Annotated in this window: 14 protein-coding genes; 1 reads left to right on the top strand and 13 read right to left on the bottom strand. The window is 68.1% G+C overall.

Annotated features, from left to right (window positions below):
• Window positions 1–40: 40 nt before the first annotated feature.
• The 13 genes from asd to ACRB8A_RS14005 form a co-directional block, all read right to left on the bottom strand.
• Window positions 41–1,171: an aspartate-semialdehyde dehydrogenase gene (gene asd, locus ACRB8A_RS14065; RefSeq protein ID WP_432244895.1), complete on the bottom strand. Its 1,131-nt coding sequence runs from the start codon at window positions 1,169–1,171 to the stop codon at window positions 41–43.
• Window positions 1,172–1,293: 122 nt separating this feature from the next.
• Window positions 1,294–1,707: a hypothetical protein gene (locus tag ACRB8A_RS14060; protein WP_056596942.1), complete on the bottom strand. Its 414-nt coding sequence runs from the start codon at window positions 1,705–1,707 to the stop codon at window positions 1,294–1,296.
• 1 nt (window position 1,708) lies between these two features.
• Window positions 1,709–2,371 carry a hypothetical protein gene (locus ACRB8A_RS14055; protein WP_050685322.1) on the bottom strand — a complete coding sequence of 221 codons (663 nt, stop codon included), beginning with the start codon at window positions 2,369–2,371 and terminating at the stop codon, window positions 1,709–1,711.
• An 18-nt stretch (window positions 2,372–2,389) separates the two neighbouring features.
• A complete protein-coding gene (locus ACRB8A_RS14050; protein ID WP_432244894.1) occupies window positions 2,390–3,349 on the bottom strand; it encodes a WXG100 family type VII secretion target in 960 nt (319 codons plus the stop codon).
• Window positions 3,350–3,474: 125 nt separating this feature from the next.
• Window positions 3,475–3,693, bottom strand: a complete 219-nt coding sequence (locus ACRB8A_RS14045) for an NF038396 family protein (protein WP_050685320.1) — start codon at window positions 3,691–3,693, stop codon at window positions 3,475–3,477.
• Between the two features lie 2 nt (window positions 3,694–3,695).
• Window positions 3,696–4,268: a dihydrofolate reductase gene (locus ACRB8A_RS14040; RefSeq protein WP_056596951.1), complete on the bottom strand. Its 573-nt coding sequence runs from the start codon at window positions 4,266–4,268 to the stop codon at window positions 3,696–3,698.
• Window positions 4,265–5,068: a thymidylate synthase gene (locus ACRB8A_RS14035; protein WP_432244893.1), complete on the bottom strand. Its 804-nt coding sequence runs from the start codon at window positions 5,066–5,068 to the stop codon at window positions 4,265–4,267. The genes ACRB8A_RS14040 and ACRB8A_RS14035 overlap by 4 nt, the downstream gene beginning before the upstream one ends.
• A gap of 52 nt (window positions 5,069–5,120) precedes the next feature.
• Window positions 5,121–5,546, bottom strand: a complete 426-nt coding sequence (locus ACRB8A_RS14030) for a GntR family transcriptional regulator (RefSeq protein WP_285240631.1) — start codon at window positions 5,544–5,546, stop codon at window positions 5,121–5,123.
• Window positions 5,543–7,177 (bottom strand): hypothetical protein, encoded by a 1,635-nt coding sequence (locus ACRB8A_RS14025; protein WP_432244892.1) that lies wholly within the window; start codon window positions 7,175–7,177, stop codon window positions 5,543–5,545. Before ACRB8A_RS14025 ends, ACRB8A_RS14030 begins: the two co-directional genes overlap by 4 nt.
• Window positions 7,178–7,259: 82 nt before the next feature.
• The gene (locus ACRB8A_RS14020) at window positions 7,260–8,228 is read right to left on the bottom strand and encodes an NUDIX hydrolase (RefSeq protein ID WP_050685316.1); all 969 of its coding nucleotides are present in this window, start codon (window positions 8,226–8,228) and stop codon (window positions 7,260–7,262) included.
• Window positions 8,229–8,239: 11 nt separating this feature from the next.
• Window positions 8,240–10,489 carry an RNA degradosome polyphosphate kinase gene (locus tag ACRB8A_RS14015; RefSeq protein WP_050685315.1) on the bottom strand — a complete coding sequence of 750 codons (2,250 nt, stop codon included), beginning with the start codon at window positions 10,487–10,489 and terminating at the stop codon, window positions 8,240–8,242.
• Between the two features lie 130 nt (window positions 10,490–10,619).
• Window positions 10,620–11,591, bottom strand: coding sequence for a mycothiol synthase (gene mshD, locus ACRB8A_RS14010; RefSeq protein ID WP_050685314.1), 972 nt, complete (start codon window positions 11,589–11,591; stop codon window positions 10,620–10,622).
• A gap of 33 nt (window positions 11,592–11,624) precedes the next feature.
• Complete coding sequence (locus ACRB8A_RS14005; protein WP_050685313.1) at window positions 11,625–12,323, bottom strand: winged helix-turn-helix transcriptional regulator; 699 nt, start codon at window positions 12,321–12,323, stop codon at window positions 11,625–11,627.
• A 343-nt stretch (window positions 12,324–12,666) separates the two neighbouring features.
• On the opposite strand from ACRB8A_RS14005, the gene ACRB8A_RS14000 reads away from it, so the two are divergent.
• Entirely contained in the window at window positions 12,667–13,434 is a 768-nt protein-coding gene (locus ACRB8A_RS14000; RefSeq protein ID WP_050685312.1) for a hypothetical protein, read from the top strand.
• Window positions 13,435–13,503 lie beyond the last annotated feature (69 nt).

The raw sequence follows: 13,503 nt of genomic DNA, 5'->3' as shown, positions 1-13,503 counted from the left end.
CCAAGGCCGTCCACACGGGACAGGGCCGCAGAAACCGGGGCTACAGGTTGCCGGTGGCGATGTTGAGCATGCGGCGCAGCGGCTCGGCGGCGCCCCAGAGGAGCTGGTCGCCCACGGTGAAGGCGCTGATGTACTGCGGCCCCATCTCCATCTTGCGGATCCGGCCCACCGGGATGTCCAGGGTGCCGGACGCGGCCACCGGAGTCAGGTCCGCCATGGACGCCTCCTTGGTGTTGGGCACCACCTTGGCCCACTCGTTGTCGGCGGCCAGGAGCGACTCGATCTCAGCTACTGACAGGTCCTCGCGGAGCTTCAGGGTCAGCGCCTGGGAGTGGGAACGCATGGCGCCGATCCGGATGCAGAGGCCGTCCATGATGATCCGGTTTTCCTCGGCGGTACCCAGGATCTTGTTGGTCTCCACCCCGGCCTTCCACTCTTCCTTGGACTGCCCGTTACCCAGATCGGCGTCGATCCAGGGGATCAGGGAGCCCGCCAGCGGCACGCCGAACTGGGTGGCGTCGATGTCGGTGCGCTGGTGCGCCAGGACCTTGCGGTCGATCTCGAGGATCGCCGATGCCGGATCGTCCAGTTCGGTGCTGACCTCGGCGTTGAGCGTGCCGAACTGGCTGAGCAGTTCGCGCATGTGCCGCGCACCGCCGCCGGACGCCGCCTGGTAGGTCATGGACGTGCCCCATTCCACCAGGCCGTTTTTGAACAGCCCGCCCAGGCCCATCAGCATGCAGGACACGGTGCAGTTGCCGCCGATGAAGTCGCGGGTGCCGTTGACCAGGCCCTTGTCGATCACATCGCGGTTGATTGGGTCCAGGACGATGATCGAATCATCGTTCATCCGGAGCGTGGAGGCGGCATCGATCCAGAGGCCGTCCCAGCCGCGGCCGCGCAGCTCGCTGTGGACCCGCTTGGTGTAGTCCCCGCCCTGGGCGGTCACGATAATGGGCAGCTTGGCCAGCGTGTCGACGTCGAACGCGTCCTCAAGCGTGCCGGCACCATCCGCAAAGGACGGGGCGGCACCGCCTGCGTTCGACGTGGAGAAAAACACCGGGTTGATGTTGGCGAAGTCGCCCTCGTCCTGCATGCGCTGCATGAGGACGGAGCCCACCATGCCGCGCCATCCGACCAGGCCGACAGAAGGGGTAGCTGCTGTAGTCATTCGTCCAGTTTAGACTTCACGGCCGGGAGTCGGCAGTCGGTTACGTCACTGCCGGGGTTTCGTGAAACGCGGACGACGGCGGCACCCGGCGGGGTGCGCCCGGGACCTGGCAGCGGCGCGGTTCAGTCGAACTGCCTGGCACTCGGCTCGGGGACCCCGCGTTCGGTGCGGAGGCGCTTCGCTTTGGCCGCAATCCCGGCCAGCCGGCCCGCGTAGGCCACACCACCCAGGCCTGCCGCGGTGAGAACCAGGGCGCCCCACATCGGGTCGCCGCCGCGGGTGGCGGGACCGGTCACCAACAGGATGGAAAAGGCTGCCACCGCAGCGAAGAAGACGGTCATCACCAGCAGGCCACCGGCTGAGCGCACTGTGGGGTGGGAACTGGCGGTCACCACGCCGAGCTCGTCCCGGGCATAGCTGTGCAGCCGGCCTCCGGTGGTGCGCATCAGGACCCGGTTTTCGCCGTGTGCCACTGCCTGCTCATGGTCCGCCCGGACCTGCTGGTCGGCGGCGGTCGGGCTGTTGCTGTTGTCCATCTCAGTCCTGCCGGATCGAACGGATGCGGTCAAGGACCTGGGTGTCTGTGAGTCCGGGCTCTTCGCGGATGGCTTCCGCCGGGCCGTCCAGCACGCCGTAGCCCACTGTCCAGCCGGTCCCGGTGCGCTTGATCAGCAACTGGTTGGCGGCGGGATCCTCGAGCAGCCGCACCGTGGCCCCGCCCGAGGGGTTGTCCTCAAGGTGTTTGCGGATGATAAAGAAGGTGGCCTCGGCCGGGGTGATGTCCGGCCGCTGGGCCATGGCGAACCAGCTGAGGTAGGCCCTGGGCTGCAGCAACATCCGGTAGTCGGCGGACTCGATGGCCAGGACGTTGTCCACGGCATCGGCGGTCAGGAGATTGACCTGCACCCTTTTGGTGGCTGCCGTCAGCACAGCGGCCAGGGCAGCCACCGGGCCTTCCACGGAAAGCCCGCCGCCGGCCTCCACCCTGGCAGCGCCGCGGGCCACCAGGGATGAAGCCCCGGCGGAGAGCAGCGAGCTGTCCGCCAGCTCTGCTTCGAGCCGGAGGGCGCGGGCCGAGTCCGTAGCGGCCGGGCCGCGGCGGAGGTTCAACAGCACAAGCAGCTCGGCGAACCCAAAGCCCGCTGCGTCCGGGAACACCTGGTCCGCGGTGGGCGGGACGGTGGTTGTCGATTCAGTCACTGGTGTTTCTCCTCAGGCCTAGAAACCAAAAAAGTCGCCGACGGCGCCGACGCCGTCGCTGACGGCATCGCCCACAGCTTCCGCACCGTCGGCGATCTTGCCGCCCACGTAGTTCACGGAGTCGTGGATGACGGGGACGTTGTCATAGAGCGCCAGGGCACCGCTGGCCACCATACACGCTGTGCCGGCGGGCGGCGGAAGGAAGGAACCGGCACCCAGCAGGGCCTTCGTGGTGGAGTACGCGGCGTCGCCGTACTCACCGTCCTGGAAGGAATTGAACGCGTCGAGGCCATCGAGGCCCACACCCACTACGCCGAGTCCCTTGCTGAACCCGTCCAGGTACTTGAACGCTTTGGTGTCCTCGGCCAGGCCCAGGACGTCCTGGAACTTCCCTTCGAAAAGGCTGTTGGACATGTTGAAGAATTTGCTGAACTCGTTCGAGTTCTGGAAGGCGCGCCAAGCGGCCGGGTCCAGGTAGTCGCCGATCCGGGACTTGTGCAGCATGGCGGCCATGTCGAACACTCCGGCACGCAGGTTGGGGAAGGCCTTCGCCAGGTTGTAGATGTCCCAGCCGTTGCGGAAGGGCGAATCCGGATCGGCCAGCCAGTCCGGCCCGGACGGGTTGCCGGGGTTGCCGGGATCGGAGCCCCCAGGTGCGGAGCCGCCAGGTCCGGAGCCGCCGGGTCCGCCCCCAGGTCCGGAGCCGCCGGGGCCGCCCACCGAACTGGCCTGTTCCTGCTGGTCGGCATTGGACAGCAGCACCTTGGACACCCGCTGCAGCTGTCGGGCGGTCTTCTGCAGGAGGTTCTTGTGGCCGCCGTTCCATTCGGAGCGGAACCGGGCAGCGTCCTGGCCCTTCCACGCGGGATTGTTGTTGATCTGGCTGGTCAGCTGGGTGGACTGCTGCAGCAACATGTCGGCGGACGTGCTGAACTGCTTCGCGAGCGTCCGCAGCTGCGCCACATCCGCGCCCCACATGTTTCCTGCCACCGGCCAACCCCCATTTTCGTTTCACTGCAACCGCCCCGGACGGTTCCGGCCCAGCCTAGGCGGAGCAGGCCTGCGGACGCGATGGGGCGGACTCCCCATCCAACAAGCTGTGGCTAGCCGCGGTCCGATTCCGCCAGCACTGCAGCCTTGCGCGCCCGGATGGTGTAGAAAGCGCCAAACGCAAACACCTGGGTCACCACCACCAGGATGATGGCTCCCGCGATCTTGTTGCCGCCCAGGATCATGGTCAGGCCCACAATGGCGGACAACAGCGCCAGCAGGGGGAGCAGCATGTAGCCCAGGACAAAGAGGGTTTCGGGTTTTTTCAGCATGTTCAGCCTTCAGTTCTTGACCACTTGGTGAAGCGGTACCGGGTGCCGTTGACGGCGGTCAGCCAGCCGTCCGGAGGGACTGAGGCGGCCGCCTCCCAACTGGTGCCAAGCTCGGGAGCGAAAGTATCGCCGTCGGTGGTTACATCGATGGTGGTGACCACCGCGACGTTGGCCAGGGCAGTGGCCTGCCGGAAAATCTCGCCGCCGCCCAGGATCCAGACCGTTGCACCGCCGTCGACGAACTGCGACTCCAGCAGCGCATCATCGAGTGAGGGGACCACCACGGCGCCGGCCGCCTCGGGCGTATCGGCCCAGGCCGGCTGCCGGGTGATCACGATGTTGGTCCGGCCGGGCAGGGGCCGGTACTTGTCCGGGAAGGAGAGCCAGGTTTTGCGGCCCATGATCACGGGGTGCCCCACGGTGAGGCGGTTGAAGTGCTTGAGGTCCTCGGGCAGGTGCCAGGGCATGTCCCCGTCCTTACCGATCACTCCGTCCGGCGTTTGCGCCCAGACCAGGCCCACGCCCGTGACGGAGCCGGCCAGCTGGGCCGTAAAGTCCTGCGGATCGGCGCTCATACGGCGATCGGGGCCTTGATGGTGGGGTGGTGCCGGTAGCCCACAAGCTCGAAGTCAGCCAGGGTGTAGTCGAAGATCGAGGCGGGCTTCCGGGTGATCCGCAGCTGCGGGTACTCGTACGGCTCCCGCTCCAGCTGTTTGAGGACCTGGTCCATATGGTTCTCGTAGATGTGCACATCACCGCCGGTCCAGACGAACTCGCCGGGTTCCAGGCCAACCTGCTGCGCCACCATGCAGGTGAGCAGGGCGTAGGAGGCGATGTTGAAGGGGACGCCCAGGAACATGTCGGCCGAGCGCTGGTACAGCTGGCAGGAGAGCTTCCCGTCCGCTACGTAGAACTGGAAAAACGCGTGGCACGGCGGCAGTGCCATGTCGCTGAGCTCGGCCACGTTCCAGGCGGAGACGATGTGCCGGCGCGAGTCCGGGTTGGCCTTCAGGTTGTCCACGAGCTCGGCGATCTGGTCGATGTGGCCGCCGTCCGGAGTGGGCCAGCTGCGCCACTGCACACCGTAGACGGGGCCCAGGTCGCCGTCCGCATCCGCCCATTCATTCCAGATGGTGACGCCCTGGTCCTGCATCCACTGCACGTTGGTTTCGCCGCGGAGGAACCACAGGAGCTCCACCGCCACGGACTTGAAGTGGACCCGCTTGGTGGTGATCAGCGGGAAGCTGGTGGAGAGGTCAAACCGCAGCTGGCGGCCGAAAACACTGGTGGTTCCGGTCCCGGTCCGGTCCGATTTGTGCGTGCCGGAGGCCATCACATCGCGCAGGAGGTCTTCATATGGGGTAGGAATGCTCACGCCATCAAGTCTACTGGGCAATCCCGGCCGCACCGGAGAGCCGACGCGTGCCTCAGGCCTTCCGGAGCCGGCCACGGAGCAGGTCCAGCAGCACCTCATCGGCCAGCCCCGCGCTCCGGCCCAGTTCGATGTAACGGTCGACGGCGGCCAGCACCTCCGCGGGCGCCCGGCCACCCGCCGGCGTTGCGGGAGCCAGGGCGGGGTCGGCCGCACCGTGTGTTGGCAGCAACTGCGCCCTTCCGGTGACTACGGTGCCGCCGCGCCGGCGCGATTCCACGATGCCGGCGGCGTCGAGTTCCTTGTACGCCCGGGCCACCGTGCCGGCGGCGATCCCCAGGTCGGCGGCCAGGCTGCGCACAGTGGGCAGCCTGCTGCCGGCTGCCAGCTCGCCCATGGCCACCAGCGAGCTGATCTGGGAGCGGATCTGTTCGTAGGGCGGCGTGGCGGAGCCCAGGTCCACGGTGATCCCGGCGCTCATGCCACCGGGGCAGGGCTGCGCCGGCCCGCCTTGTGGCCCGCCAGGGCGCGGACAGGGACCACAGCGATGACCACTCCTGCCGTTGCCAGCAGCACTCCTGCCAGGGGTGCGGCCTGCCAGGCTCCCGCCCCAGGGCCGGGATCCAGCGGCCCTCCCGGGAGGAGCGAAGGCGCTGCAGTGGCGAGCAGCGTGCCGGCCTGCACGGCGAAGAACGCCGCGAGCGTCCTGACCACCCGGTGCACGGTGATGGCGCGGAGCGCGGCGTCCAGGCCCTCGACTGGACCCGGGATGCCGCGGCGCCGCCGTACCAGCACCAGCGGCAGCGCGGAGAACGCCAGGATGCAGGCGCTGGCGACGGCGGCTGCCGGCCAGGACGCGGATACCCCCAGTTGGGACTGCCTGCCGGCCACCACGGCGATGACCGCCACCAGGGCCGCGGCTGCGGTGGCGGCGGTGGACAGGATGGCGGGCGATGCAGGCTGCGGCGGCCACTGGGCAGGCAGCCCTGCGGCGCTGTGGTTCCGGGCCAGCAGCGTTTCGCCGCCGGCCACCACCGCGAGGATGGCTCCGGCCGCCACGGCCACAAAGACCGCCGGCTGCGTCCCTGCGCCGGGAACCAGCACCGCAAAAACCAGGGGGGCCAAGGCGGCCAGTGCCATGGCGGGTCCCAGGGACACCACCAGCCGGGTGGCCGGCTGGGAGGTATCCGGTGTGGCTCCCTGCCCCCGCCCGGCCGGCCCCCGCCGGGCCGGCCGCAGCACGGCCGAAAGCTTTGGCGGCGCCCACCACCACATGGCCAGCAGCACCACAAGGTTAAGCAGGCCGGCAACGTTGGTCCACGACCCGATGCCCAGCGCCGGCTCCGGCCGGGCGGCATGGTTGCCCGCGATGGCGGCCAGCCCGGACGCAATAGTCGCCGCCGTCCTCAGGAGCCGGTTCATGGCAATCGTCCGGAGCGTGTTGTTGTCCGCCGGGGACAGGGCTTCCACCTGCCGGCGCCTGCTGATCAGCACCAGGACCAGCCAGGTCCCGGCCACCAGCAGCGCCAGCGCCGACCCCAGCATGGCCGCCAGCTCGATACCGGGAATCCTGCCGTCCCCGCCAGCGGTCACAAAGCCGGCAGCTCCGTCCGGCCGGACCTCGTATTGCAGGGGAGCGTAGCCCGGCAGGGTGGCGAGCCAGCCGATCTGGATGGCGGACACAGCAACGATGGCCAGGGCCGTCCATGCCAGCGGACGGGGAAGGAAATCGCGGACCTGGCGCACGCCCAGGGTGGCCTGCCGCCGCGGCAGCCGGGGGCCCGGGTAACTGTACTGGCCCAGGGCATGGACGGCCAGGACACCCAGCACGGGCCAGGCCAGCAAGGGAAGGATGGCTCCGGGGGTGGACAGCGCGGCTTCGCCGCCGCGGGGCACGATGCCCGCCTGGCCGGCAGGCTGCAGGGAGCTGGCCAGCCAGCCAATGACACCCACCCATAAGGCATGCTGCGTCACTGAAACAGGTGACGTGCCGCCACCCGGAAGCCTGACCACCCAGCGCAGCACCATGTAGATGCCCGCGGCCAGCAGGACCGGCCCCAGGAAAATTCCGGGCGGCACGTTGTCCACTGAAAAAATCAGCTGTTCATCCACCGGCACTTCGTCCCCCAACGTCGTGAATCAATGTACTAAGTATTTGATACACAACTTGGGTTGGTCAACCGGCCGGGCCCGATCAGTCGTCGAACGGCTTGAACTGCTCCACTGCAACAATGCGGTTCCTGCCGCCGGGCGCTACGTGGCACACCACCACCTCGCCGGGTGTCAGGAACGGCTCGGCATCCGGCAGCAGCCTGCCCAGCGGCGCGGACATATGCCGGGCCAGTTGCGCGAAAACCGTGGGCAGCGCCGGCCGGTGGGTGCAGACCGCCACCGCGCGGTTCTTGCCCAGAAGGCCGTCAATGACGGCGGCCGTCTTTCGCGGGCTGCGGTGGTGCCGGTGCTCGGTGAGGGCTTCGGCGATCTTGACCTTGGCCCCGCTGGCCTTGGCGTACGGCGCCACGGTGGCCACGCACCGCAGCCACGGGCTGGTCACCACGCGGTTGGGCTGCCAGGCCTGCAGCAGCCGGCCCACCGCCTGCGCCTGCCGGACCCCGGTCGCGGCCAGCGGACGGTCACCCTCGGCCCGGGTCCAGGAGGACCGCGGTTTGGCTTTGGCATGGCGGACCACCACCAGCGGCCAGGTGTTCAGTTGGCCGCGGCTGTGCGCCTCGCGGAGGTAGTCGAGGGGCACGACGTCGGATGGGTTGGTCAGCAGGGCGGCCGCCTTTTCGGGGGTGCACCACATCACGCTGTCGACTTCCTTGCCGTCCGGCACGAGTTTGGCGCCGTTGACCTTGACCGCCCAGTAGTACACCACCTTCAGGCCGGAGGCCACGTGGTAGTGGATCGGCGGCAACGGGATGCCCAACGGCGCGGACAGCCCGATTTCCTCCTGAACCTCGCGGACGGCGCATTCGGGGACGGTTTCGCCGTCGTCCAGCTTTCCCTTGGGCCATGACCAGTCGTCGTAGCGGGGCCGGTGGATCAGGAGGACTTCCAGCTGATCGCGCGTGATACGCCACGGCAGGGCGCCGGCCGCCGTGACGGCGATCGGTTCCCCCGGATGGTCCGTCTGGTCGGCTGTGAGTGCATCGCTTGGCAACTCAGGGGCCCTTACCGCCGGCTCAGGGTGCGCTGCCGGGGCCGGGAGGCCAGCAGCCAGGACTGGACGTCCTCCAGCGGCTTGTCGTCCGGGTCCAGGTGGTGGCGGGTCCACACGCCCTGGTTGTCCAGGTGCCAGCTCGCGGTCTCCGGTGCCATGTAGCGCCGCAGCAGGTCCAGGACGTAGGCCACGTCGTCGGGACTGGCCAGCTGGACCAGGGCTTCGACCCGGCGGTCCAGGTTGCGGTGCATCATGTCGGCCGAGCCGATGTACACCACGGGGTCCCCGCCGTTGGCGAAGGCAAACACGCGGGAGTGCTCCAGGAACCGGCCCAGGATGGAGCGGACGGTGATGTTCTCGCTGAGGCCTTCGACGCCGGGGCGCAGCGAACAGATGCCGCGGACCACCACGTCCACCTTCACCCCGGCCTGTGAGGCGCGGTAGAGCGAGTCGATGATGGCTTCGTCCACCATCGAGTTGACCTTGATCTGCACGCGGGCCGGCACGCCGGCCCGGGCATTGCGGATTTCGGTTTCGATCCGGTCGATCAGTCCTGAGCGGACCGAGCGCGGCGCCACCAGCAGGCGCTTGAACGTGGACTTCGGGGCGTAGCCGGAGAGCTGGTTGAAGAGTTTGGACAAGTCCTCACCCACCTGCTCATTGGCGGTGAGCAGGCCCAGGTCCTCGTAGTACCGGGCGGTGCGGGGGTGGTAGTTGCCGGTGCCGATGTGGCAGTACCGGCGCAGGCCGTCCACTTCCTGGCGGACCACCAGGGACAGTTTGCAGTGGGTCTTCAGGCCCACGATGCCGTACACCACGTGCACGCCGGCCTGCTCCAGCTTGCGGGCCCAGGAGATGTTGGCCTGCTCATCGAACCGGGCCTTGATCTCCACAAGCGCCAGGACCTGCTTGCCGGCCTCCGCAGCGTCGATCAGGGCATCGACAATCGGGGAGTCACCCGAGGTGCGGTACAGGGTCTGCTTGATGGCCTGGACCTTGGGGTCTGCGGCGGCCTGCTCCAGGAATGCCTGGACCGACGTGGAAAACGAATCGTACGGGTGGTGCAGCAGGATGTCGCGGCGGCGCATGGCGGCAAAGACGTTGGCTGCCTTGGACGTCTCGGACTCGTTGAGGTAACGCGAAGTGTGCGGGACGTGCTTGGGGTAATGCAGGTCCGCCCGGTCGATCCCGGCCATCACGGACAGGCCGCGCAGGTCCAGGGGAGCGGGGACCGAGTACACCTCGGACTCCTCCACGCCCAGCTCTCGGATCAGCAGCGCCCGGATGTTGGGGTTGATGTCGTTGGCCACTTCGAGGCGGACGGGCGGGCCGAACCGGCGCCGCAGCAGTTCCTTTTCCAGCGCCTGGAGGAGGTTTTCGGCGTCGTCCTCCTCCACCTCCAGGTCCTCGTTGCGGGTGACCCGGAACGTGTGGTGCTCCAGGACCTCCATGCCGGGGAACAGCTTGTCCAGGTGAACGGCGATGACTTCCTCGAGGGCGATGAATCTGGCCACCCGGCCCGCCACTGCACCGGCCCGGGGGCCGTCGATGGAGATCAGGCGCGGCAGCTGGTCCGGCACCTTGAGGCGGGCGAAGAGTTCCTTATCGCTGACCGGGTTACGGACCACCACGGCAAGGTTCAGCGACAGGCCCGAAATGTACGGGAACGGGTGCGCCGGGTCCACCGCGAGCGGCGTGAGGATGGGGAACACCTTTTCGGCGAACATGATGCTCAGCTGGTGCTGGGCGGCGTCGTCGAGTTCCTCCCAGTGCATCAGGTGGATGTGCTCATAGGCCAGGGCCGGGCGGATCTGCTCGGCGAAAACCTGCGCGTGGCGCTGCTGCAGCCGGTGCGCCTCCTCGCTGATGCGCTCCAGGACGTCCATGGGGCTCAGCCCGGCGGGGGAGGGCAGTGCCAGGCCTGCGGCGATGCGGCGTTTCAGGCCGGCCACGCGGACCATAAAGAACTCGTCCAGGTTGGAGGCGAAGATGGACAGGAAGCTGACGCGTTCCAGCAGGTGCAGGGTGGGATCCTCGGCGAGTTCCAGGACCCGTGAATTGAAGCTGAGCCAGCTCAGCTCGCGGTCCAGGAAACGGTCCGGCCGGATGTCACCTTCAGGCTGCGGGTTCGGCGCAAACTCGGGAATGTCGATCCGGTCCTGTGTGGCCCGGGACGCCGGAACCTCGGACGAGCCGAAGCGTGCGCGGACAGGGACTGCAACGTTTTTCGACGTCGCTGTTCCGGACGGTTCCGGGGTCATGGTTTCTCCTTCTACCTGGCGCAAAAAAGCTGCCTTGCGGCCTGCGCAGTTCTCCATCAACCTTACAAGCATTCACTTCCCGGACCGGCCCGGATTTCGCCCCTGCCGGGGCATGTGTCAGACGTTTGGATTAACTTTTGGCCAACGGACCGTACATCACGTCCATATCCCAACGGGTGAACCCCAGGGAACGGTACAGCGACACCGCCGGGGCGTTTCCCGCGTCGGTGTAAAGCATCACGGCGTGCAGTCCACGCTCCTGCAGGTGCCGGATGCCGGCCACCGTCAGGGCCTTGCCCAGGCCCATGCCCTGCGCTGCCGGGGTCACGCCCACCACATACACCTCACCGATGGCGGGGTGCTGCCCATGCCGGGGGTGCACCTTGGTCCAGTGGTAGCCCAGAAGCAGGCCGTCCGCATCCTCGGCCAGCAGGAAACCGGCCGGGTCGAACCATTCCTCAGCCATCCGGGCGTCGAGATCGGCCCGCGTCAGGTTGCCCTGCTCCGGGTGGTGGGCAAACGCGGCTTTGTTGGCGGCCAGCCAGGCGTCCTCGTCCCGGCCCGGTTCGAAGGCGCGGATGGCCACACCTTCCGGCAATGCAGTACCGGGCAGGTCGGCGTCCGCCGTGGCCAGACGCATCTTCCACAGTTCACGCACCGGGCCGAAGCCGTAGCGGGCCGCGAGTTCGGCGGCGGCCTCATGGTTTCCGTGGGACCAGGCCTTCAACCGGTCCAGTCCGCGGTTTTCCTGCAGTGCGCCCACCAGCCGGTCCGCCACGCCCTGGTTGCGGTAGGCGGGGTGTACAGCGATCTCCAGGACCGATTCGCCGTCCGTTTCGGCCACCACCACGGCGAATCCGGCCAGGTCCTGGCCGGTGGCAGGATCGGAGTCCTCGTCCGGGGCGTACAGGGCCAGGGTCAGCAGGGAGTGCGCGGCCGAATCCCCGGCCCGCAGGAACACCCACGTCTGTTCGGAGATGGACGGGTTGCCGTCGGATTCCTCCGCCGCGGCCAGGAGGCTGCGGCAATCGTCAAGGAGTTGCCGGTCAACCCCGCCTCGGACAAGGTGGACCGGCCATTTCTCGGGGTGCGCAGGAGTCATGATGCAAGGCTATACGCCGAACCCGGCCAAGGCTCAGGCTTCGGTGAGCTCGTCTTCCTGCTGCCGCACCAGGGTGAGCCGGTACCCCACGTTGCGGACAGTGCTGATGAGGTTCTCATGGTCCGCGCCGAGCTTGGCGCGGAGCCGCCGGACGTGGACGTCCACAGTCCGGGTGCCGCCGTAGTAGTCGTAGCCCCAGACTTCGGTGAGCAGCTGCTGGCGGGTGAAAACCCGGCCAGGGTGCTGGGCCAGGTATTTGAGGAGCTCAAATTCCTTGAACGTCAGGTTCAGCGGGGCGCCGTTGACGCGGGCGGTGTAGCTGGCCTCGTCGATCACCACGCCGGCGGCGCGGATCTCGCTGGGTGCGTCGTCCTTCTCCGGGACCGCCCGGGCCACGGAAAGCCGGATGCGTGCTTCCACTTCGGCCGGGCCGGCGGATTCGAGCACAATGTCGTCCACGGCCCAGGCGGAGGAAACGGCAGCCATGCCGCCCTCGGTCAGGATCAGGACCAGGGGTGCGCTGAGCCCGGTGGCCTTCAGGAGCTGGGTCAGGGAGCGGGCGCCCACCAGGTCCTTGCGGGCATCCAGCAGCACAATGTCGCAGGGGTCCGTTTCCAGCAGGGCTGTGGGCTCGGCGGGCAGGATGTGGACCCGGTGGTTCAGCAGCTCCAGGGCAGGCAGGATGTCCACCGAAGAACCGGTGCTGTTCGTCAATAACAGGATGTGCGACATTGTTCCTCCAAGGGGCCGTCCGCGCATCGTTGGGCGACTGAGCCGGGTTTTCACCGGCCGGTACTGGCTTCCCGCAGCGGATTCGGGCCGGTCAAGTACGGGCCGGCCGGCCACCTCAGCGGGGAGCTTAGCTGATTCTTGAGTATACCCGGCAGGACCTCCGCAGCTACGGATCCGGAGCCGTGGGGGTCCCGTTTTGCGACATAACCAGTTCATATAAGGCAGGATTGGCTGGAGGGCGGACTCCGTCCTGCCACGACGGGGCGCACCGCCCCGGACAACCGACGCCAGGATGGGATTGCAGCGCAGTGAGTGCAGAAACCAAGCACAGGCCCGGGTCCCCATGACGGCGGACCTGCAGGCCCCCGTGCGTTCCCTGGGCTCCTGGAGCATCGGCGTGGTGGGCCTCGCCGGGCTCGCGGCCATCATCGCCGGCGTCTATTCCTCCCGCGAGGCACTGGTGGTGGTCGCCGTCCTCATTGCGGCCGCCGTCGGCATCGGCTGGCCGCATTTCCTCCGGATCCCGGCCAAAAAGACACTTGCCGCCGTGATCGGGCTGTCCGGTGCCGGGGCCGCCCTCGCCGCCGCCGCGACGCCGGCCCCTGGGTTCCTGGACTGGACCCCGGCGTTCATCGCGGTGGGGATGATGGCCGTGTTCCTGGTGCAGCTGATCCGGGGGACGGGGCAGGCGCAACGCCTCGAATCCACCCTTGGCTGCTGCGTCGGTGTCCTGTTGTCCTGCCTCGGCGCGGGCTGGATTGCCGGCGCCAGGTTCAACGGTGTCCGGGAGATGCTGCTGGTCGCCGCGGCCAGCGCCGCCGTCGCCCTCCTCACGGGCCTGATCCGCTGGCCGGACAGCATCGTTGCGCCCCTGGGTGTGGTGCTGGCCGGACTGGCGGGCCCGCTGGCAGGGCTGGTCATCTCGGACATCGCCGTCCTGCCGGCCGCCATCTTCGGCGTGGTGGTGGGTGCCGTCCTGGCCAGTTTCCGGCGCCTGGTGACACTTCGCGGCGCTCCATTGAACTTTGCCGCCGCCCTGGGGATGGGTCTCGCGCCGGTCTCCGCCGTCGGCTCCCTCGCCTACTTCATAGACAAACTCCTCATCTACTGACGCGTTAGGATTGCACCATGTCCATTCTTGCCTTTGAAATCTTCTTCCTTGTCCTGCTCGGCATCGCGA

It is taken from the genome of Arthrobacter sp. G.S.26 (genome assembly GCF_050847375.1).
Lineage (GTDB): Bacteria > Actinomycetota > Actinomycetes > Actinomycetales > Micrococcaceae > Arthrobacter.
This window is presented reverse-complemented; position numbering and strand designations above follow the sequence as displayed.